The organism is Oleidesulfovibrio alaskensis DSM 16109, assembly GCF_000482745.1.
In the GTDB taxonomy this organism is placed as follows: Bacteria; Desulfobacterota; Desulfovibrionia; order Desulfovibrionales; family Desulfovibrionaceae; genus Oleidesulfovibrio; species Oleidesulfovibrio alaskensis.
The window spans coordinates 235733-257531 of sequence record NZ_KI519494.1 but is presented as its reverse complement, the minus strand read 5'-3'; the positions used below and the strand labels follow the sequence as shown (position 1 = coordinate 257531).

Below are 21799 nucleotides of genomic sequence, written 5' to 3'. Positions count from 1 at the left end.
TGCTGTCAGGGAGCACTGGCGGAAGACTGCAGCAGAAAACAGGACGGCCATTGCGTGCCCCGCAGATTCCACTGCGGACAGCACACAGTACGCCGGATGCCCCGTGCCGGATGGCGGCCTGTGGGGCGGTGCGCCGGAAACATGAAGATGCACGGCAGGACGCAGAAACGTTTACGCATCAGACCCGACCGCGGCAACGCGGCACTGACATAACAGGCCCGATTGACGGGCTGTTCATGAGGCAGGAGCCTCAGCCGGTTCCATATTTGCATCTGCAGCACAAAGCGGCAGCGCGCCTGCATCATCACGCAGGCACACTGCCGCTTTCTCCGAAGGACCGATGCCGCATGGCGTGCGCGGCGCCGGATACAAAGTTCCGGACTGCACAAAACAGCCATGCGGCATCACACCGCAGCCTGCGGCTTATCCCTGATTTTTCATGTCGTCGATGATGGCACTGAGCTCCTGTGCCTGACGGGCCAGCTCTTCAGCGGCAATGGCCGCTTCGTTCACAGCCTGCGCGGTGTCCAGTGTTATCTGGTTTATTTCCTCGACCGCGCTGTTTATCTCCTCGGACGTTGCCGACTGCTGTTCGGCTGCCGTGGCAATGCTCTGCACCCTGTCGGCTGACTGTTCCACTGCGGCGACAATGGCATGCAGCACCTCACCTGAACGCTGTGACAGCGTGGTGGCATGACCGATGCGTTCCACCGTGGCTTCCATGGCTTCCATATTCTGCCGCGCGGCCTGCTGAATAGCCTTGATGGACTGGCCGACCTCCTTGGTGGCGCCCATGGTTTTCTCCGCCAGCTTGCGCACTTCGTCGGCCACCACGGCGAAACCCCGTCCGGCGTCACCGGCACGGGCGGCTTCGATGGCTGCGTTCAGCGCCAGCAGATTGGTCTGGTCGGCTATATCCTCGATGACCGTCATAATGGCCCCGATGGACTGGGCCTGCGTGCCCAGTGCCGCCATGTTTTCCTTCAGGGCATCGGCATTGGTCTTGATACTGTTCATGGCTGCCACAGATTCTGTGACCACCTGCGCCCCTTCCAGTGCGCTGGCGCGCGAGGCATTGGTCTGGTCCGCTGTTTCACCGGCGTTTCTGGCCACCTCAAGCACCGTGGCATTCATTTCCTCCATGGCCGTGGCCGTAGAGGCTATGCGGTCCCGCTGAATCTCGGAACCATGCCGTATTTCATTGGACTGAGCCGAGATTTCTTCCGAAGCACTGGAAAGATGCGCCACAATCTGCTCCAGACGGCCGGCGGCCATCAGCATGCCTTCCCGACGTGCTTCCTCCGCCTGCCTGCGGGCCTCCTGCGCATCCTGCATGGCCTGTTCCGCCACACGCGTCTTTTCTTCGGCAGCTGCCTGCTGCGTCTTGATTTCACCCATGTTGCGCGCCAGTTCTTCGGCCATATGATTAACCGAAGCCTGCATGCGTCCCACTTCATCTTTCGAATCCGCAGGCAGCCGCGTACCGAGGTTGCCCGAGGCTATCCCCTCCACCGCACGCACGGTTTCCTGAATGGGTCTGCTGATAACCCGCGATATGTACAGAATGATCAACAGAATGAAGACTGCCGTCACACCGCCGATCATCAGCGCGTTATTACGCATGCCGTACGCTGCGGCCAGCACCTCGGCCACGGGTACGTCAAGACCCAGAATAAACGGCGTGTCGGCCCGGCCTATGAAAATGGGTACAAAAGTAAGCAGGTGACGTTTACCGTCACGCTCAACGGTGATGGAAAAATCCTCGCCCTGCTGCACCCGCTTGAGACCGGCGCGCAGCTCGGCTTCTGTCTGCGGCTGGCTGAATATATTCGCCTTGTCAGTCACCAGCTGGTTCTGCGGATGCGCCACGTACGTGCCCGTGGCGGAAAGCAGAAAAGCATAACCGGTATCGAACATTTTAATGTCTTTCACGAATTCATCGATGGTGCCCATCGGATAGTCAATACCGACCACACCGGCAAACCGCCCGTTCCTGCGCAGGGGTACCAGCATGTCCACCATCATGACAAACTCGCCGCCTATTTCGTAGGCCCACGGCTCCATTATGATTTCTTTGCCGGTTTTGCGCGGCAGATGATACCATGCACCGTCTGCGTCATCCACATCATACCCCACGCTGGGAATGGTCTTTATGACGCCGCCCTCATAGTGAACCCACGGCACGAACCGGCCGTCCTTGTTGTGATATGTGGCCCCGCGGTACATGCTGTCCATGCCGTCAAAGACATCCGGCTCGAACGTTGCGAACATACCCAGCAGGTTGGTATGGTCGCGCAGAAAGTTTTCCATGCTGTCACGCAGCGCTTCACGCGTGGGGCGCCCTTCGTGCCCCATCATACTTTCCGCAAGCCGGGCAAACGCTCTGGCCGAATGCATGGCCAGACTCATGTCGGCATCAATTTTTCCCGCATACCTGTAAGCCGTTTCCAGGCTCTGTTCACGGGCTGTCCGCTCCATATGCTCGGTAAAAGACCCTGTCATGTACAGTGTCAGACCGAGCATTGCCGGAACGACCACGACCAGTATGATCATGATCTTCCATGTCAGTCCAAGATTCTTAAGCATTATTGCTCCCCCGTCTGTAAAACGGCGGCCGGAAACCGCCATAATGTGCCATCTGCAACCATGCACCGCGCCAGTTGCAGACTGTCGGCAGAAAACCTGACCACTGCATGCATTTTCATATTGCCTGCGGCTTATGTTATAACAGTAAGCAAGTATATACATGCAAGCAAAAAATGCCCATCCGGTGCAGGAAATAAATAACGGACCGGCTCTGCCTGAAGAGAAAACAATCCATGACCTGACACCTGAGCAATGCAACGCAGCCCGCGCGCACACAGAAAAACATATCCCGAAATAGACAACAGTATTTCAGCATCAGCCGGAAGAACGCTGCGCGGAGCAGATACACCGCGCATGATATAACCGCAGAATGTTACAATACCGCGGCTGTTCTGCTTCAGCAGCCGGCAGACGGCGGCACAAAAAAAAGCAGCCCCCCGTGGGGGCTGCCCGATATCTTCACAAAAGAATGCTGACGTCAGCGCGGCTCAAGCACTTCAAAATCAACAATGATATCAACATCATTGCCTATCAGCAGCCCGCCGCCGTCCAGCGGAGCATTCCAGCGCACGTCATAATCGCGCCTGTCAATGGTCAATGTTGCCACCCCGCCCCTGCGCACATTGCCCCACGGGTCGGTAATGCTTCTGTCCAGCCCCCCCAGCATGAACGTCACGGGTCTGGTCACTCCCTTAAGGGTCAGATTGCCGGTCACCTCGTACCCCTCGCCGGAAGGAGTGACCGCCGTGCTTACAAAACGGATCAGCGGAAAACGCTGCTCGTCGAAAAAGTCGGCGCTTTCCAGATGATCGTCCCGTTTGTCCACGCCGGTATCAAGGCTGTCCACTTCTACAGTGATGTCAAAGGCGGACGGCACTGCGCCGTCGAACGTCACAGAACCGCTGATGTCGTGAAACGCGCCGCGCACCTGCGCTATCATCATATGCTGTATGCTGAAATGCACGGCGGAATGATCTGTATCCACCTTCCACACAGCGGCCTGCGCAGAGGACGCAACAAGCACCAACAGCAGAGCAAGCAGAAGACGTTTCATAATGCACCTCCCGGTCACACGGACCAGTCTTGCGTTCGGGCCGGCAAAGCGGCCGCGGGGATGTCCAGTCTACATAAGCAGACAGCGCCGCAACGTCAACGCGCGTGAAAAATTCAGCCGGTAGTGCTCACTGTGCAAAACAAAAGGCTCCGCACATCGTGCGGAGCCTTGGACCGGCATAGCAGGAAACTTACAGATAGCTTGCCGAAACCACCAGCAAACCGAAAGCAGAGGTCACCACAAGCGCGGCGGTACCGCCCGCCACCTGATAGGACGCCTGCACTTTGTCGCGCCGCAGCTTCCATGCCATGGCACAGGGCAGAAACACCGCAAGGATGGTCAACGCGGCGCCCGCATGGGCCAGTGCCTGAATGAATCTGCCCGGCGACAATAGCGCGGCAGTCACCGGCGGGGCAAACACCAGCACTGCCGTAACCGTCCGGTGCAGCACAGAATCGCTAAGCCGGAATGTTTCGGCCAGAAGGTCAAACAGTGCCAGCGCCACCCCGAGAAACGATGTGATCAGCGCCAGAGCGGCAAAAGCGGACAGTACCGATCCGAGCCATGCCGAACTGCCGGCAAGGGCGGAAACAAGCGTGTCCACATTACCGCCCATACGGCTGATGTCCGCAGCGGGCATACCTCCCAGCGACACCATAAGCCACAGAAAGTAACAGATGACGGGCAACGCCGTACCCACCAGAATGACTCTTCGCAGGCTGCGGGCATCGCTGCGCAAAAAACGGACGATGCTCGGTATGCCCGTATGAAACCCGAAAGACGTAAACAGCACGGGCAGGCAGGCCAGTACCAGCTTTTCGCGGGGGGCCGCCGTGGTCAGGTTCGCCACATCCACCCCCGGCACAAGGCTGGCAAAAGCCACAACCATGGCCACAAGCATACCGTAGAAAAGCGCTTTATTGACTCTGACCACAAGCGCCGTGCCGATAAGCACCACCACACCGCCGGCCACTGCAAAAAGCAGACTGCCGGCCTGCGGAGTGACGGCCATGCCCAGCGCGCCGCCGGTACGTGCCACAAGACCGCCCACACCGGTCAGATAGGCTACCAGCAGCGCATACAGCAAAAAAGCCATGCTGCCCGTGGCCACTATCTGCCCGCCGCGGCCCAGCACTTCGCGGGCCATATTATTGAAATTTTTTCCGGCGCCTATTTTCAGATTCACTTCAAGCAGAAGCAGCGCGGAAAAAAGCGCCATGGCCCATACCACGGCCATAAGCAATGTTCCCGGCAGAAAGCCCATGGGACCGATAACCATGGGCAGCCCCAGCATGCCCGCCCCTATGGCGGTGCCCGCCACAATACAGGCCGCGCCGGAATGTCTGGAATCCAACATTGATCACACCCCTTGTTTCATGCGGCATGGCCGCACGGAGGCAGGCAGGCGGCGTGGCACCCACGCTGCCCGCTTGTGCCCCGGATAAAAGCAGATACGGAACAAGGGGAGAACGACACAGAAAAAACAGACGCATACGCCTGCGCGGTGCGGTGTGCCGTGCGTACCGCCGCACGAAAAAAACGCCGGTGCTGACCGGCGGTATGCCCGGCGCCGTCACGCGGCCGGGCCTGCTTTCCGTAGCGGCAGGCAGAGACGCGGCACCGCATTGCCGCGCCGTCCCCTTCACAGTGGACGCACAGTACATGCGGGGTCAGCGCGGCGTCAAGTTGCGTCAATAGCCTTTTCGACATTTGCGGCTACGCAGCGACAAAAAAAAGCAGCAAGCGCCGCCGCAGACAAGTGTCATATATCACAAAAGCCCGGAAGCACTCCCGGTGCTGACGGCATTTACGGCAGCATGTGCGGCCGCACGCGGGCCTTTTCAGCTGATACCGGACCGGTCAAGACTGCATGCATCCGGCGGGGCAGCGCATGCCGTACAACCTCAACAATCCATAATCAATCACCATTTACACACACTACCGCTTGATATATTGTAATGCAGAATAGTATAAAATTCTGCTGCGCCTCTTTTGCAACAGCGGCGTTAAAGCTGTTCCGGCCTCAAGCCGGCAATTTTCAGTAAAGGAAACCTCATGTCAGATGAACAGGACTGGCTGCCGGGCGGCAACGGCTATGACGACCTCAGAATAAATCTTCCTGCAGCTTACAGCAGACAGGATGAAGCATATAAGTCGGCCAAAAAGAACACTGTCCGAAAATCCTTTCTGCGCAACAAGCTGTCTTTTTTTACGACAGCACTGCTGCAAAAGACCCGGTACATGGAACCGCTTGTCATGTGCGGTTTTGTAAAAAAATGGTTCACGGACTTTGAGGACTACTGGCGCAATGCCCTTAACGGCCGTCCCCTTTATATTGCCGATTTTCACGCCCTGCGTCACGCATACAGGCTGAAAGTCCAGAATCCTGCGGATTACCGATGGGACAGTCCTGACCTGCACCTTGCCAACTGGCAGAAGCCGCACAACATATACTCCACATTTTCTTACGTTTACGGGCTCGCATTGCGCCCCATACGCGCCTACAAAGCCTTCAGGCACCTGTCTGCGGGCATGCGCGCTCTTGAATTCGGCTGCTCACTCGCTCCGTACTACCGCACATGGAAAAACTATTATAACCATATCCCAGTATCATGGACACTTACGGATATCGCCAACTTTCCTTTCCATTATGCGCGCCATTTATACATGCGGGACGACGCCGTCACCGACATGCCGGTAATCTCTCCCGAAAAATTCGATCAGCCGCTTGAGGACGGAAAAGTCTACGACTTCATTGTCATCACCACTGTTTTTGAGCACCTGCACAAACCCCTGACCATTGCCAGACATCTGCTGGACCATCTGGCGCCGGGCGGCATTTTTGTTTTTGATTATATTCTCTCCGGTGAGGCGACAGAACTGGACACACCGGGCGGTGTCAAAGAACGGACAGAAACGCTTCAATTTCTGTCCGAAAACCTGACAATACTCTCCGGTTCACTTGACAACATCAATGAATCAGTAGGGCTGTGCATCGGACAGAAAAAAGACGGGATAGCACCGTAGTACACTCAACCAGCAGATAGAAAAACCGAGCTGCACCGACGGCAAAAACAGCAAACTCAGAACAGCGCTCCGTGCAATGCATGCTGCATCTTCGTGTTTTTCATCCCGTTCAGGCTGGTTCACCATGCTTACGCCCCGCATGGGCGAATTATGAATTGACACATTTCATTTCATGTCCAACCATACCATTGAAGGTGGCACGGCCTTCTTCCCGCCTGCCGCAGACCGGAAGGAAGCCGCCACGCTGCGCAACATCGTACCGCGGACGGCTTGACCGTACTGCAAAAGCGTCCCGTGCTTTCTCATCACGGCACGGGCGGCAATGATGGATACAACACACTCACATCTAGCCTTTTTTCATTATTCCATGCTTGAAACAGGACTTTCACTCTCAAGCCTCGGGCTTGCGTTTATCATTGTGTTTTTCGGCGCTTTCGCACAGGGAGTCGCCGGATTCGGTCTGGCTCTGCTCATCGGCCCTCTGCTCAACATCATCGACCCGGTGTTTCTTCCCGGTCCTGTTGTGCTGCTGGTCAGCATCATCACGGCACTGATGGCCTATAGCGGCCGCAGACATGTAAGCATGCCCAGTGTCAGAGGGACCATAGGCGGTTACCTTATAGGAACCGTTGTCGCCGCAGCTCTCATCAGCAGTCTGCCGCAGCGGGAAACAGCCCTGCTGCTCAGCGCGCTCATTCTGGCTGCTGTCGGCATGAGCGCTTCGGGGCTGCCGGTGCCGCAGGGCAAAGCCACTCTGCTCTCCGCCGGTCTGGTGGGCGGATTCATGGGCACGGTGAGCGGTGTCGGCCTGCCGCCGCTGGCACTGGCTCTTCAGAACGAGCCGGGACCGAGGCTGCGCGGCACGCTGGCGTTTGTAGGTCTCATTTCCATTATCATGGCTCAGGCGGCACTGGCCTATGTGGGTAAAATAGGCCAACGCGAACTGACAGTAGCGCTGATGCTGGCTCCCGCTGTGGCACTGGGCTATCTGGCCTCGCGCCGTGCCGCGGCACTGTGCGACGCGGGCTACACCCGGCCGGTGGTATTCCTTGTTTCCGCGTTAAGCGCAATCATACTCATTATCCGCAATATCTAAGCATCACGGCACAGCTTTTTTGCCCTGCACCTGATTGTTTCTCTTACGGTCCGTCATGCCTCACCGGATGGTTTGACAATTATCCGGCCGCAGCTTTGACGGCAGGCCTGCTTTGACGTATTATTTTTGGCCTAAAAACCACCAAAAACATTTCGGGGGATAGTCGTTTTCGCAACCGCAACTGCGTGACGGGATACGTACCGGCTTATTCCGGTTTACGCCGGGCAGGATGCGCTCCGTGCTGAACGGAGCGTGCCGGACGGCCGCCCCCTACACAAGGATGAGACTGTGAACGAACAAAGCAACAAAAACTCCACTCCTGAAGCAGATACGAAACCGAGCTGGTTTCATCTGGAAGTACATCCGTGGGTCTTTTTCGGCTCCGCGGGGCTTATCTTCCTCTTCGTCGGCATCACCTTAGTTTTCCAGCATTTTCTTGGCGACGTATTCCAGACGATGCAGTCCTACATGTCCACCTACACGGGCTGGTTCTTCATCGCCACGATGAACATTGTACTGCTGTTTGTTCTGCTGCTTACTGTCAGCCGCTACGGAGACATCCGACTGGGCGGTCCCGATGCCGAGCCAGAATTTTCCACCATGGCGTGGTTTGCCATGCTGTTTTCCGCTGGCATGGGCATCGGCCTGCTGTTTTACGGAGTGGCAGAACCCATGTTCCACTATGTTGCCAATCCGCTGACAGAACCGGGAACAACGGAAGCCGCCCGCAAAGCCATGGACATCACGTTTCTGCACTGGGGCCTGCATCCGTGGGCTGTGTATAGCGTTGTCGCCCTGTCGCTGGCCTTTTTTTCATTCAACAAAGGTCTGCCCCTTTCCATCCGGACCGCATTCTACCCCGTGCTGGGCGAGCGGATTTACGGCCCTGTGGGCAACGCCATCGATATCATGGCCACGGTGGCAACCCTGTTCGGGGTGGCCACGTCGCTGGGTCTGGGAGTCAAGCAGGTCAATGCGGGACTGGACCATCTGTGGGGTATCGGACAGTCCACGGGCATTCAGGTCATTCTTATTGCGGCCATCACCGCTGTTGCCACATGGAGTGTCGTCGCGGGTCTTGACAAAGGCATCCGCCGGCTGAGTGAGATCAACATCGTTCTTGCCGGCATGCTGGCGCTGTTTGTGCTTTTTCTCGGTCCCACGCTTTTCATCCTTAACGCCACACTGGAAAACATAGGCTATTACATTCAGTTTCTGCCGCAGCTTTCCACATGGAACGAGACATATGAACATACCGAATGGCAGCACGGCTGGACCATTTTTTACTGGGCCTGGTGGATCGCCTGGTCACCTTTTGTAGGCATGTTCATCGCCCGGGTATCTTTCGGGCGCACCATCCGCGAATTCATCATGGGAGTCATGCTGGTACCCACGTTCATCACGTTTCTGTGGATCACCATCTTCGGCAACACAGCACTGAACATCGAAATGTTCGGGGCAGGCGGCATTGCCACCGCCGTGCAGGAAAACCTGCCGGTATCCCTTTTCGTCATGCTGGAAAACTTCCCGCTCAGCTCTGTCACCTGCTTTCTGGGCATCGTGGTGGTCATAACCTTCTTTGTGACCTCTTCCGACTCCGGCTCCATGGTCATTGACATCATAACTTCGGGCGGAGACCCCAACCCGCCTGTTCTTTCACGCCTTTTCTGGGCGTTGCTCGAAGGCGTTGTGGCCGCGGTGCTGCTGATGGGCGGCGGACTGGTGGCGCTGCAGACAGCCACCATCACCACGGGGCTGCCTTTTGCGGTCATCCTGCTCGGCATGTGCTATTCACTGCACAAAGGGCTCAAAGAATACTCCGGCCCGCAGGAATTTACGCTGGGTATTCCCAAGCAGCAGGTACGCTTCCGGGTGAAGCGCAAACCTGTACTGGACAGAACCTTCGGGAGGCGCAAGTTCTGGTAGCAGCCCCTGTTTCCTCAGCCTGACAAGGAGAACCATCATGCGCAGAGTTATCGTTTTTGTCGCAGCGGTGCTTATTCTGGCAGCCGGCCCTGTCCGCGCGGCTGAAAAACCCGTGACCATAGCATATGCGCAATGGTCGTCCTCCATAGCCAGTGCCAATCTGATGAAGGCGCTCATTCAGGAAAAACTGGGGATTCCCTGCACGCTGGTGGCTGCCGGCGCCGGAGAAATGTGGCGCATGGTGGCCGCCGGCGAGGCGGACGCCATGCTTTCCGCATGGCTGCCGCACACACACTCCGCCTACCGCGCCAGATACGCCGGTATGCTGGACGACCTGGGCCCCAATCTGGAAGGCACCCGCACGGGACTGGTGGTTCCGCGGGTAACGGCAGGCAGATTTACAGCCGGTACGGGGCTGCGCAACAGGCCGTATGTGACCACCGCATCCATACCCGCACTGCGTAAAGATGCCCAGCGTTACCGTCACCGCATCATCGGCATAGAACCCGATGCCGGTGTGATGGAAAAGGCGGAACGGGCTCTTGATGTCTACGGGCTGAGGGACAGCTTCTGGCTGGAGTCCGGCAGCGAAGTGGCCATGATGGCGGAGCTTTCGCACGCCGTACGGCATCAGGAGTGGGTCGTATTTACCGGCTGGCTGCCGCACTGGGCGTTCGCACGCTGGAATCTGGAGTTTCTGGAAGACCCCGAAGGCGTTTTTTCTGAAAGCGGCAGCATACATACCATGACCCGCAAGGGTCTGGCCGAAGAGAATCAGGCGGTATTCCGCCTGCTGGACGCATTTTACTGGTCTCCCGAAGACATGGGCCAGCTGATGCTGTGGATTCAGGACGACGAAGGGCTTTTCCCCTACGAAAAAGCGCTCCGCTGGATTCGCACGCATCCCGAAAAGGTTACCCGCTGGCTGGCCGAACAACCGTAACCACGGAGAATATCATATATGCTTCAAGATGTTCATATGCGCTATCGTAACGGCTGCATGAAGCTTTTTAAAACCGACAGCAGAAACCGGCTTGTTTTTCTGGCTTCCGCTTTTGTCATTCACCCGCAGGGCTATCTGCTTACCGTGGCGCATGCCATCAGCCCCGACGATACGCTCATGGTTGTACCCGCCCCTGCCGAGGCGGGGTTTCATCCGGTAAGCAGCGAGGCGCTGGCCGCCATTCCCGTGCGGCTTGCCCGGATGGACAAAGAACGGGACATGGCCCTGCTGGCCTTCACCGACCCTGTGGAAATAACCATGCCCGACCATGTCATCGGCGTTCCCGAAAATGTTTCGGAAGGCAACGGCGTTGCCAGTCTGGGTTTTGCTTTCGGCTTTCAGTGCATTTACACGCAGGTGCTGCAGCAGGCTGTCATCTGCGCCAAAATGCGGTCAACAAACGAAACAAACATGTTTCTGTTTGACAGCAGAGTACACGGCGGATCAAAAGGCGGCCCGCTGGTGGGGCTGGACGACCTGCGCGTCATAGGCATTGTCAGCGGCAGGTTTGACCCGCTGGAAGCAACTCCCGTTGTGGACGGCACAGAACCCATGCCGACAAGCTTTTCATATGCGGTATCCATCGAATACGCGGTTCCGCTGCTGGAAAAAGAAGGGCTGGAACCCATCTGATAACATTCCCCGAGCCCGCCCGGACAGGCGGGCTTGGTATTTTATCTGCCTGCACAAAGCGTTGACCCGCAGCACCTGTGCAACTAAGATATTTTCGTGCGGCACATTTTCCCGCTGCCGCGGGCAGGCCCCTGTCAGGCGCTGTTTCCGGCGCAGGCACACGCATCATCATCCTCTGCACCCCTACGGCGGCTCCGCGTCGCGGAACAGACAATGCAGCTCAAAACACGTCTCATCTCCGCACTGGCGGCCATTCTCATTACAGTTTTTCTGGCGACAAGCATCATCAACTATGTTGTCACCCGCAATGCAGTGCGTGACGATCTGCTCCGCTCCGCCCTGCCGCTGACCGGCAAAAACATTTATTCCGAAATTCACAGTGCGCTCATGCGTCCCCTTCTGGTGTCTTCGGCCATGGCCAACGACACCTTTTTGCGCGACTGGGTGACCGGAGGCGAACAGAATGAGGACGCAGTGCGCCGGTATCTTTCCAGAATCAAAAAGGAATATGGATTTTTAAGCACCTTTTTCGTTTCGGCGGTAACCGACCGCTATTACACACCGGACGGCATTCTGAAAAAAATCGGTCCGCGCGATCCGCATGATGTGTGGTTCTACGCATTCACACGGTACAAAGAGCCATACGACCTTGATATCGACGTCAATCAGGCTGCCGGCAACACCATGACCGTGTTTGTAAACTTCCGCCTTGAAGACGACCGCGGCAGGCTGCTGGGCGTTACCGGGGCAGGCATAGCGCTGGATAAGGCTCTGGAGCTGCTGGATGAAGCACAGCGCACGTATCTGCGTCAGGCCTTCCTCATCGATCAGGACGGGTTGATACAGATACATCCGGACACGTCACTGGTGGAAAAAGCCTACATAACCGAAATGGACGGGCTGCGTGACATTGCGCCGGACATACTGGCAGGTCAGGGCGATGCAGTCAGCCTGCAGTACGACGCCGGCGGCAGACATTACCTGCTTACGTCGCGCTATATCCCGGAATTCAAATGGCATCTGCTGGTGGTGCAGGATGAAATGACAGCCCTGCGCACGGCCAGAGGCAACTTCATGCGCACGCTGGCCATGGGGTTTGTCTCCACACTTGTCATACTGGCCCTGTGCGTGCTGGCGGTTAACAAATATCAGGCACGCATAGAGCATCTTGCCAGAACAGACCCGCTGACAGGAGCAGCCAACCGCCGCGAGCTGGAGGAACGCTTTGACCTGGCCGCATACAGGGCGTCGCGCGACGGAATCCCCTTCTCCATACTGATCATCGATCTGGACGGTTTCAAGGAAGTAAACGACAGGCTGGGGCATCTTGCCGGTGACGAAGTACTGGCATCCATGGCCCGCGTCATACGCGGCAGGCTGCGCCCCACCGATCTTCTGGCCCGCTGGGGCGGAGACGAATTCATCATCCTGCTGGACGGAAATGAAGAAAGCGCCCGGGCGCTGGCACGGCGCATATCCGCCGCAGTATGCGCCGCTCCCGACATTCCTGTGGGGTTCAGTTCCGGTGTGGCGGCCTACCGCGACAGCGACGACCTGACCTCCCTGACCCGAAGGGCCGACAACGCCATGTATCAGGCAAAAGCACGGGGCGGCGACTGCGTCATGGCAGCGGAAGATTTGTAAACAGGCTGACATGTGCCGCCCGTCACGGGCAGAGGATGCAGGCGGACACAACCGGATGCCGTCCATCCCGGTCTGCCGGCAGAGACCGCCGGCTGCAGGTTCTGCCCCTGCACGGCACCGCGCATGCGTTCCCGCTGCCCGCAGCCCGTTATGCGGCCGGTAACAATCCGCCAGCCCATGTACGCGCAACAAAAACGCCGGACGCTCTGAAGCGTCCGGCGATGCACCCTGTGTTACCGCCGCCTGCGGTATCCGTTCTTCCGCCAGCATCCGTGCAATGACGCCTGCTCCGTACAGAACTGCCGGCGCCGTCACCGCCGCGGCGGCATTATCTGTTAATGGTCATACTGCGCAGCGTATTCCGCGTCATTGTACATGCCTTCGCCGTACAGATCTTTTCCGTAGTCACGTACCATCTGCTGCCCTTTGTCACTGCCCAGCATCTTGATAAAGCTGTCTGCCAGTGCGGCATTGTGCCCCTTTGTTCCCAGCAGGGCGTGATAGGTATTCACCAGAAAGATATCGCCCCTGAACAGCACCTTGAGATTATGGACCTCTTTTTTGGTGGCCACCCATGTGGACGAATCGGTCATGAAATACCCTTTTTCGGCATCGGCTCTGAGCAGCGTGGCCTGCATGAAGTCACCTGTTACGGTGTACCATGCCCCCTGCGGGGCGACTCCTGCCTGCTTCCAGATGGCCAGTTCTTTTTTATGGGTTCCGGAATTGTCACCACGCGAAAAGAAAAGCGCCTGTGCCGAAGCAATGCGTGCATAGGCATCTGCCGCTGAAGCAGCCGAAGCGATATCTGCAGGGTCATTTTCCGGCCCCACAATATAAAATTCATTGGAGCCTATGAGCGTACGTTCACCGGCCCAGCCCTCCTGCACGGCTTTTTTCTCTGCTGCGGGCGCGTGCACCATCACCAGATCAACGTCGCCTTCATGAAGCAACTTGAGTGACTTGCCGGAACCGGCCTTCACCCAGCACAGCGTAGTGTCATGCTCCGCATTGAACGCACCTGCCAGTTCTTCCAGCAGGCCCAGCTCTCCCGGGCTTCCCGTCGCCAGCTTCAGCGTGGTGGATCCGTCGCCGTAAACAGCTGTACAGTCCGCGGCAAGGGCAATCACGGGCAGGCACAACACGAGCGCCAAGGTCACAGCAAGTTTCTTCATGTCATCCTCCATCGGTTTTTTCCTTGGAGAAAGCAGAAAAAAAACGTCCGGTCAATATACATGCTTAAAAAAACTTAAAGATACTGAAAATAACAACACTATGTACACGATGTCTATAATGGCCCCTGCCGCACAGTCTTTCTACAATACGGTCTGTACCCCATTTCACCCGGCAAAAACCCCATGCAACAAGATATAATATCCTGTAACTAAACATATTTTACAAACAATTCCGGTCAGACTTCACGGCGGCCGGCCCACTGCAGACAACGCAGCACCGGAGATGGCTCATGCGTTTCACCAGCACTTTTTTTCTACACGCAACGGCGTTTTTTCCGATGCTTTTTTGGGCTGTACTGTCCGTTGCCCCCGCGGTTCAGGCGACGCAGCTTTCTGCAGAAGAATATTATACCGTCGAAGAATATCAGAAAAAACACCCCGCTCAACTGCGCACCATGATGCGCTTTCAGACACTGGTGCGCGGTGGTGCCACCCCTGTTACGCGCAATCTGCCACACATACGCATTGCCTTCATTCATCCGGGAGTTCAGGCTTCCGACTACTGGCAACGCAGCGCCGCTTCTTTCAAAGCACGCATGGACGAGCTGGGGCTGCGCTATGAACTGCTTGAATTCCGTTCTCGCCCCACACTGGATGTACGCCTGCAGGAACAGCAACTGCGCGAAGCACTGCAGGCCGACCCGGACTATCTTGTCTTCACCCTTGATGTGGGGCGGCACAAAAAAATGATAGAGCAGGTACTTGAACGCGGCAGACCCAAGATAATACTGCAGAACATCACGACTCCGCTACGCAGCTGGGAAGACAGGCAGCCACTGCTGTACGCAGGTTTCGACCACATCAGCGGCACACGGCTGCTGGCAGACCACTTCATGCTGAACCGCCCGCAGGGCGGCACCTATGCCATGCTGTACTTTTCGCAGGGCTATGTCAGCACCATGCGCGGTGACACCTTTAAAGCATTCGTTCACCCCCACTGGAAGCTTGCCGGTACCTATTACACCGACGGCATACGCGCAAAGGCAAGGCAGGCGACACTGGACATACTTTCTTCGCAGGATGTCGACCTGATATATGCCTGCGCCACAGACACGGCGCTGGGAGCGGCAGAAGCCATGGAGCAGACGGGCATGCAGGGTAAGGTACTGCTTAACGGCTGGGGAGGAGGCAGTGCGGAGCTGCAAGCCCTGCTGGCGGGGAAACTGGATGTGACCGTGATGCGGATGAACGACGATAACGGTGTGGCCATGGCGGAAGCCATACGACTGGACCTTGAAGGCCGTCCGCATGAAATACCTGTCATTTTTTCCGGCGAATTTGTCCTTGTCCGCAAAGACATCGGACACGACACCCTTGAGTACCTGAAAAAAAGAGCCTTCCGCTACTCTGGGTGGGATGATTCCGGCACCGGTCACCTTACTGAAAGCAATACGGCCGCCGTGCCTTCACAGTAGGCCTGCGCGGTCCGCCTGCAGACAGCGTTGCAGGCGTGACAGCCGAAGGCTGCCGCCGGTGAATCTGGTGCGCTTTTACCGGCACGTACCCATGCGCGCAGCCACTGCACGGCACTGTGTCACGCCTGAGGCTGTGCGCACCAGCGGGGACTCCCCTTCGGCAGCAATCAGGCTGCCGCAACGGTTGTACAGTACTCCTGCGGCCTCCCCCGCATAAAAAAAGGCAGGCGCACGAGGTGCCGCCTGCCTGATACCTGACATGTTTTAACGTATAATCCGGCACACGGGGCCTGCCCATACCGGAGGATACGGCTAGTAAGAAAGCGCCAGTGTGCGGGGACCGGATACGGCCTTGACTCCGCCGCCTTTCACCGCGCTGACTCCCTGTATCAGATCTGCGGATGTCATGCCGCCCACATGCTGCATGCACATGGGGCACGCCATGACCACACCGCCGGCGTCCATAAACTCTCTGAGCATCTGCGCCACGGTTTTTCCATTGCCGTACACAGGCGAATCCTTGCCCGCATTAACCAGATTCACACCATATACATTGAAAAACAAAATCCCTTCCACCTGTTTTTCCTGCATGATGCCTCTGGTAAAGGCAATGGCCATGGCTGCGCGGTTTACGTCATCCGTAGTCACACTTGTCACGACGCGCTGTATGTCCCCGTCATCCGCTCCTGCAGGAGCAATACCGGCCAGAAACACACATAACAGCACCAAAATGGCAACACAACAGCGGTTCTTCATGGTTTTCTCCTCTGTTCCGGTGAAATTATCGGCTATTCCGGTATACTACCCGGCCTTTCACCTGCCGCCATGATTATCCGCGCGCCGCTTCTTCCGCATGCCTGCGGTCAGCGGTTTTCCAGACCGTTGGCCTCACGTTCCTTGCGGATGGCATCCTTATTGTCGGCAATATATTGCTTCAGACTGTCCAGACCAGACAAGACAGCTGCATACACCGCCTGATTTTTATCTTTATCAAGGAAGTTGTCAGGATGTCCGTCATGCCATTGCACGGCACTGTCGATGGTGGCCATCCATGCATCGGTGTCGCCGCCGATATACCCGTTCAGGGGCGTTCCCACCGTATACATCAGCGACGAGAACAGGGCCGGATCACCGGAAGGGTCCAACGAAGGATTGGCCTGCAGATACGCTCTGTAGCGGATCTGACCCACATAAAACCATTTCACTCCTTCCTGCTTATTTCCTTCCGAAAACAGCTTGGCGGCAAGCGTGAAATAATTTGCAGGGTGTCCGTTGATGAGAGCATTTTCAACTTGTGCCCCGTTCATCTCTGCAAGTTCTGCAGGCGTTATTATCATTCCGGAGTCATGCCTGTTTTTCGCAGCAGTGCAGCCAAGGGCCAAAAGGCAGAGCATGATAAAAGCGATACGTTTCATATAATGTCCTGTAAAAAAGAGAAAAAAAGCCCCCGGTTGATGGCCGGGGGAAGCATGTACACGGTGCCGGACAGATGAGGTATCCGGAAATGCCCCGTTACCGGCGGCGGCAGACAGCCGTCACCGGCAGTTATGGTCAGTAATGATCAAGAAGTATGGGATTTTCGCGGGTTGTACCTTCTTCCACACGAAAATAACGCTGCCCGTTGACAACAATATGCGGAGTCTCTTCAGAATACGGAGGTGGAACCCGCTTCAGGTCGCTGTAAAACGCCACATACTTCCATTGCAGCTTTTCTGTTCTTTCCGGCCACTTATGTACCGGAATAAATACATCGCGCCCTTCGCCGCGTGCTTGCTGTACTGTGTCGTACGCATCCGCAGCGGCTATGATGCTGTTGGGAACCGGAAAGTATTTTACGGCTTCAACCGCCAAAGGGGCAAAAAAAGCCAGAAGCAGCACGACCCTGAGCGGCCGGACATAACTATCCTTAAACCACTTGCAATATCTGGCAATCAGAGGGAAACGCGTATGCAGCAGAAAGCTGATTACCATCATCTGGCCGAGTGTGTAAAAAATAGTGTGGTAGCGGAACAGTACCCGCTCGGGACGCACAAAGGGAAAAACCGACACTATGGCGTAGGCACTGGCAAAAAAACCCGACAGATATATGGCAACAGCCGGATAATACGTTTTTTTGCGGGTCCGCAACGCATACACGCAAAGAATGAATGCCGCGTAATACGTAATACTCTGGGTTTTGCCCGGATGACGCGTATACACAAAAAAATTGCCGATGTATTGCAAGAGCGATTTTGATGAGGGCCGCCAGTCCCTGTATATTCCGATAAGCGGATCATACCATCTGGCATCCTGTGCCGCAAAAATATCCTTGTCCCATACAGACGGATTATGCCCTGCCAGAATGCCGGCAAAGCGTCCGCCGGAAATTGACGTAAAGCTGCTTATCAGAACTGTTTCAATGCAGAAAAGCAGAACAAGGACTCCGAGAAAAGTACCTACATGCGGCACAGCGTCCCTGAAGCTGTTTCCCTTTGAGCGCACATGGTACACCAGCAGAATGCATATGGCCGGCACATAATAGATTGCTGTAACCTTTGCGCCGTAGGAAACAAAAAACATCACGCTGCACGCCAGCAGGTCAGAATAGTGTTCCCGTTCCATCCACCGCAGCAGGAACCACAACGCCCCCAGCATAAAAAATGTAGCGGTGCTCATGGGCAGAAACTGCGTACCCCAGTGCAGTGTTGTCTGCGCAGCGGTAAAGGCCAGCGCCGTCAGAATGCCCGCAGCCTGACCGCCCAGTCTGCGCCCCAGCACAAAACACCACACGGCATTGCCTGCCGCGATAAGTACAGGACACAAAAAATACGAACTGGGATGCGAATCAAAAAGCCATTGCACGCCCAGAACCGGAAGATTGCTGGCCCAGCGCAGCATATGGGCCGGATTTTCATAAAACTGCGGCGGAATGGCGCCCAGAGCAAGCATCTGCCTGTGCACCTGCCACTTGAAAAGTGCGTCGCCCCCGTGGTCGATGGGCTGCACCAGAATGCAGTGATACAGCACAGCGCCCAGAGCAATCAGCAGGCCCGTAAAAAAAACCTGCCGCCCGTCGGCATGGCGAGGAAGAAAAGCAGCCATCGTTGTCTCCATGAGTTCCCTAAGATGCCTGACAACCGGCAATACTGCCGGTGAGCAGGTCTTCCAGCTCGCCGACCCGGACCTGCCAGCTGTTTTTCAAAGCTGTCCGGCGTGCAAGGCGCTGCTGCTCCTCCACCAGTGAGCGGTTGCAGGCCAGTCCGGCAAGGGTCGCCCCGAGAACGGCAGGACCGCAGTCCACGGGCAGCAGTATGATACCGCCGTCTTCAGCGGGCGCCTGCCGGGGCACTCCGTCAATGGCGGCGTCCGCGGCGGTATCCGCGGCCACAAGACACAGCCCGCTGCTCAGCGCCTCCATCAGGACATTGGAAACACCTTCAGCCTGCGACAGATGCACCAGCACATCATGTGCGCCGTACAGGTCTGCAATGGCATTGCGCGGTACATGGCCGGTAAACGTCACACCGACAACAGGGTCCAGAGAAGAAACGATCCTGCGGATATCCTGCTCCAGAGGCCCGGAACCGGCAAAACTGACCTGCAGGGGCACGCCACGCGCCGCCACCTCATGCAGCGCCTGCGCCAGCACCAGACACTGCTTTCTGGCAATCATCTGCCCCACAAAAAGCACCCGTAACGGGCCGCCCATGCTGCCGTGCTCCGCACCCTGCGGAGCAAAACGCAGGGTGTCTACTCCGTTGGGTATAACCCGCACCCGGGACCCCGTATGCAGATACGGTGCGGCCATGTCTGCCAGCCGCCGCCCGTTGGGCACCACAGCAGCAGCATGCCGTGTGGCCCGACGGAAAAGATACGGCAGCAGCGGACCGAACACGCCGAGGCGTTTTGCGGAAAATCCGGGAACATCAGAGCCGCGCAGCGAAACGACCAGAGGTATATTCAGCTTTGCAGCCAGCGGGGCTGCCAGAAAACCGGCAGGGAAAGCAAAGAAAGCCACCAGAACTTCCGGTTCATGCCGTCTTAAATGCGGCATGGACTTGAGCCGTAACGCGGCGCAGGAACGTATCAGCTCCGCCTTGGAAGGAGCCAGAAGGCTTTTTCTGCCGGCAGCCAGACGCACAACCTGCACGCCGTCCTCTGTGTCGACGGTGTCATGAGCTCCGGTGCCTACGGTTACCACCTGCACCGCATGACCGCGGGCGGCAAGCCCCGAGGCATACTCGTGCAGGGCCGTGGACCCGCCGCCGCTCACAGGGGGATATTCGTGTGATATGAAGCTGATCTGCATGGCTAAAGTTCCACCCTGTACATATCCATCCAGCGCACAAGGGTGTACAAAGCCAGAAGCGGCTTGGCTGCGTCCACCTGACCGGCGCTGTGGCTTTGTGCCAGCGCCTGCACCCCCCGTACCGATATAATATTCTGCAGCGGGCTTTGCGCCAGCTGCCGGCACAGTGCCTCACCCAGCCCGTCACGGAACCACCGGCCCACCGGCGATTCAAACCCCATTTTAGGCTGGCGTGCAATGTCTTCGGGCAGGTGCTTTGCGGCAAGCGCACGCAGGGCGGTTTTCTTTTTCCACCCCGCAATCTTTGCGGCCGGCGGCAATGAAAAGGCGTACTGCACAAAATCCCTGGCAAGAAACGGTACACGTACTTCCAGCGAAGCCGCCATGCTGGTTCTGTCCACCAGAGTCAGATAGTCGTCCGGCAGCATGGTCTGCATATCTGTCCATGTGGCCTTGTACAGCAGGCTGCCCTGAGGCGCACCGGCAAAAGCATCCTGTACAAAAGTCGCCGGCACAACACCGGGAGCAATGGCTGCAAGCTGGGTATCGGTAAACAGTCTGATGCTGCCGGCATGTTTTTGCGCGGGGGCAAGTGCACAGCCTGCCAGATAGCGTCTGGCACGGTGCACCAGAGAGTTCTTTCCGCCCCCTACCGGCAGCATGTCCGCCACACGCCGCAGCAGCGGCGCCGCACAGTGCAGGGCGCGCAGGGCTGCCGGAGGATGCACGGCGTAGTACCTGTCATACCCGCCGAAAAGCTCATCGGCACCTGAACCGTTCAGGGCGACTTTGACGTGCCGGGCAACCCACTGGCACAGCAAAAAATTGGCCGGTATGCTGGTATTGGCAAACGGCTCCTGAAACCGCCGTATCCAGTCATCCAGTGTCGCCTGTGCCGGACTTGCAAGCGTAGTGCTGGAAAGAGGCACACCCAGATGCGCGGCACTCAGGGCGGCCAGACGGCTTTCATCAAATGAACCGCCCGCGCACAGGCCTTTTTTACGGCCTGTCTCGTCAAAGGCTACGGTATAGCCGCCCGTGAAATGTTCTCCGCCCTGCCCTGCGGCGGCCCATGTCAGCAGCCCGCTGTCTATGCCGCCGCTCAGAAAAACCCCCAGCGGCACATCGCTGACCATCTGGCTGTCAACCGCACGGGTCAGTCTTTCAGCCAGTTCACCCGCATCACTGCTGCCTTCGCGGCCCTGCAGCTGCCAGTAACGCTCCGTGCGCAACATGTCGCCGCGCGGCGAATACTCAAGCGTGTGGCCTGCTGCGAGCTTTTTGATATCCTTGATAAACGTATCCGGTGCGGGCACATACTTAAAGCTCAGAAACGCTGCCAGCGCGTCGTGGTCAAGCCTGCGGCGGACCTGCGGCAGTTCCAGAAGCGGAGCAGGTTCGGAACAGAAAGCAAACACCCCGCCCAAATGGATGTAATACAGCGGCTTGATACCCAGATGATCACGCGCCAGAAACACTGTACCGGCATGTCTGTCATGCACGGCAAAGGCGAACATGCCGTCAAGCCGGTCAAGAACCCCCCTGCCCCACGCCATATACCCCTTGAGCAGTACTTCGCTGTCACTGTCCGTGGCGAATGAGTATCCCGCCTCCGCCAGTTCGCTGCGCAGTTCTCTGAAGTTGTATATTTCGCCGTTGAACACCAGCGCATAGCGGCCGTCTCCGGACAACATGGGCTGATGCCCGCCAGCAAGGTCGATGATGGAAAGCCGCCGCATGCCTATGGCCACATTATGCGCACAGGTAATGCCCGCATCATCGGGACCGCGATGGACAATACCGGCCAGCAGCGCCTCAAGACGTCCGGCACGTTCCTTTTCTGTGGTGTCAGCAACGCCACAGGCGCCGCAATATCCTGCTATTCCGCACAT

General features: G+C 57.2%; 16 protein-coding genes. 7 read left to right on the top strand and 9 right to left on the bottom strand.

The features are described 5' to 3' along the window. Window positions 1-423: 423 nt before the first annotated feature. The 3 genes from H586_RS19275 to H586_RS0113145 form a co-directional block, all read right to left on the bottom strand. Window positions 424-2586: a methyl-accepting chemotaxis protein gene (locus H586_RS19275; RefSeq protein ID WP_051364020.1), complete on the bottom strand. Its 2163-nt coding sequence runs from the start codon at window positions 2584-2586 to the stop codon at window positions 424-426. A gap of 478 nt (window positions 2587-3064) precedes the next feature. Further along, the gene (locus H586_RS0113150) at window positions 3065-3640 is read right to left on the bottom strand and encodes a YceI family protein (protein WP_011369029.1); all 576 of its coding nucleotides are present in this window, start codon (window positions 3638-3640) and stop codon (window positions 3065-3067) included. 190 nt (window positions 3641-3830) lie between these two features. Further along, the gene (locus tag H586_RS0113145) at window positions 3831-4997 is read right to left on the bottom strand and encodes an amino acid permease (RefSeq protein WP_034619287.1); all 1167 of its coding nucleotides are present in this window, start codon (window positions 4995-4997) and stop codon (window positions 3831-3833) included. A 698-nt stretch (window positions 4998-5695) separates the two neighbouring features. Between H586_RS0113145 and H586_RS0113135 the strand changes: the two genes are divergently transcribed. The 6 genes from H586_RS0113135 (at window position 5696) to H586_RS0113110 (ending at window position 12969) form a co-directional block, all read left to right on the top strand. After that, window positions 5696-6667, top strand: a complete 972-nt coding sequence (locus H586_RS0113135) for a class I SAM-dependent methyltransferase (RefSeq protein WP_027182291.1) — start codon at window positions 5696-5698, stop codon at window positions 6665-6667. A 322-nt stretch (window positions 6668-6989) separates the two neighbouring features. Next, window positions 6990-7763 (top strand): sulfite exporter TauE/SafE family protein, encoded by a 774-nt coding sequence (locus H586_RS0113130; RefSeq protein ID WP_027182290.1) that lies wholly within the window; start codon window positions 6990-6992, stop codon window positions 7761-7763. A gap of 288 nt (window positions 7764-8051) precedes the next feature. Further along, on the top strand, window positions 8052-9689 hold the full coding sequence (locus H586_RS0113125; protein WP_011369034.1) for a BCCT family transporter: 1638 nt from the start codon (window positions 8052-8054) through the stop codon (window positions 9687-9689). A gap of 37 nt (window positions 9690-9726) precedes the next feature. Next, window positions 9727-10632 (top strand): glycine betaine ABC transporter substrate-binding protein, encoded by a 906-nt coding sequence (locus H586_RS0113120; RefSeq protein ID WP_027182289.1) that lies wholly within the window; start codon window positions 9727-9729, stop codon window positions 10630-10632. Window positions 10633-10650: 18 nt separating this feature from the next. After that, on the top strand, window positions 10651-11325 hold the full coding sequence (locus H586_RS0113115; RefSeq protein WP_027182288.1) for a S1 family peptidase: 675 nt from the start codon (window positions 10651-10653) through the stop codon (window positions 11323-11325). Window positions 11326-11538: 213 nt separating this feature from the next. Continuing rightward, complete coding sequence (locus H586_RS0113110; protein ID WP_011369037.1) at window positions 11539-12969, top strand: sensor domain-containing diguanylate cyclase; 1431 nt, start codon at window positions 11539-11541, stop codon at window positions 12967-12969. Window positions 12970-13304: 335 nt separating this feature from the next. On the opposite strand, the gene H586_RS0113100 is transcribed toward H586_RS0113110, so the two are convergent. Further along, window positions 13305-14144, bottom strand: a complete 840-nt coding sequence (locus H586_RS0113100) for an ABC transporter substrate-binding protein (RefSeq protein WP_027182286.1) — start codon at window positions 14142-14144, stop codon at window positions 13305-13307. Window positions 14145-14482: 338 nt separating this feature from the next. Here H586_RS0113100 and H586_RS19270 point away from each other — a divergent pair, with 338 nt between their 5' ends. Then, window positions 14483-15619: a substrate-binding domain-containing protein gene (locus H586_RS19270; protein ID WP_081428192.1), complete on the top strand. Its 1137-nt coding sequence runs from the start codon at window positions 14483-14485 to the stop codon at window positions 15617-15619. Window positions 15620-15931: 312 nt separating this feature from the next. Here H586_RS19270 and H586_RS0113085 read toward each other — a convergent pair whose 3' ends face one another. From H586_RS0113085 to asnB, 5 genes are all read right to left on the bottom strand, one after another. Then, entirely contained in the window at window positions 15932-16375 is a 444-nt protein-coding gene (locus tag H586_RS0113085; RefSeq protein WP_011369040.1) for a DsrE family protein, read from the bottom strand. Between the two features lie 107 nt (window positions 16376-16482). Further along, entirely contained in the window at window positions 16483-17034 is a 552-nt protein-coding gene (locus tag H586_RS0113080; protein ID WP_011369041.1) for a hypothetical protein, read from the bottom strand. 136 nt (window positions 17035-17170) lie between these two features. After that, entirely contained in the window at window positions 17171-18700 is a 1530-nt protein-coding gene (locus H586_RS0113075) for an ArnT family glycosyltransferase (RefSeq protein WP_027182284.1), read from the bottom strand. Window positions 18701-18719: 19 nt separating this feature from the next. Next, the gene (locus H586_RS0113070; protein WP_027182283.1) at window positions 18720-19907 is read right to left on the bottom strand and encodes a glycosyltransferase family 4 protein; all 1188 of its coding nucleotides are present in this window, start codon (window positions 19905-19907) and stop codon (window positions 18720-18722) included. Between the two features lie 2 nt (window positions 19908-19909). After that, window positions 19910-21799: an asparagine synthase (glutamine-hydrolyzing) gene (asnB, locus tag H586_RS0113065; RefSeq protein WP_027182282.1), complete on the bottom strand. Its 1890-nt coding sequence runs from the start codon at window positions 21797-21799 to the stop codon at window positions 19910-19912.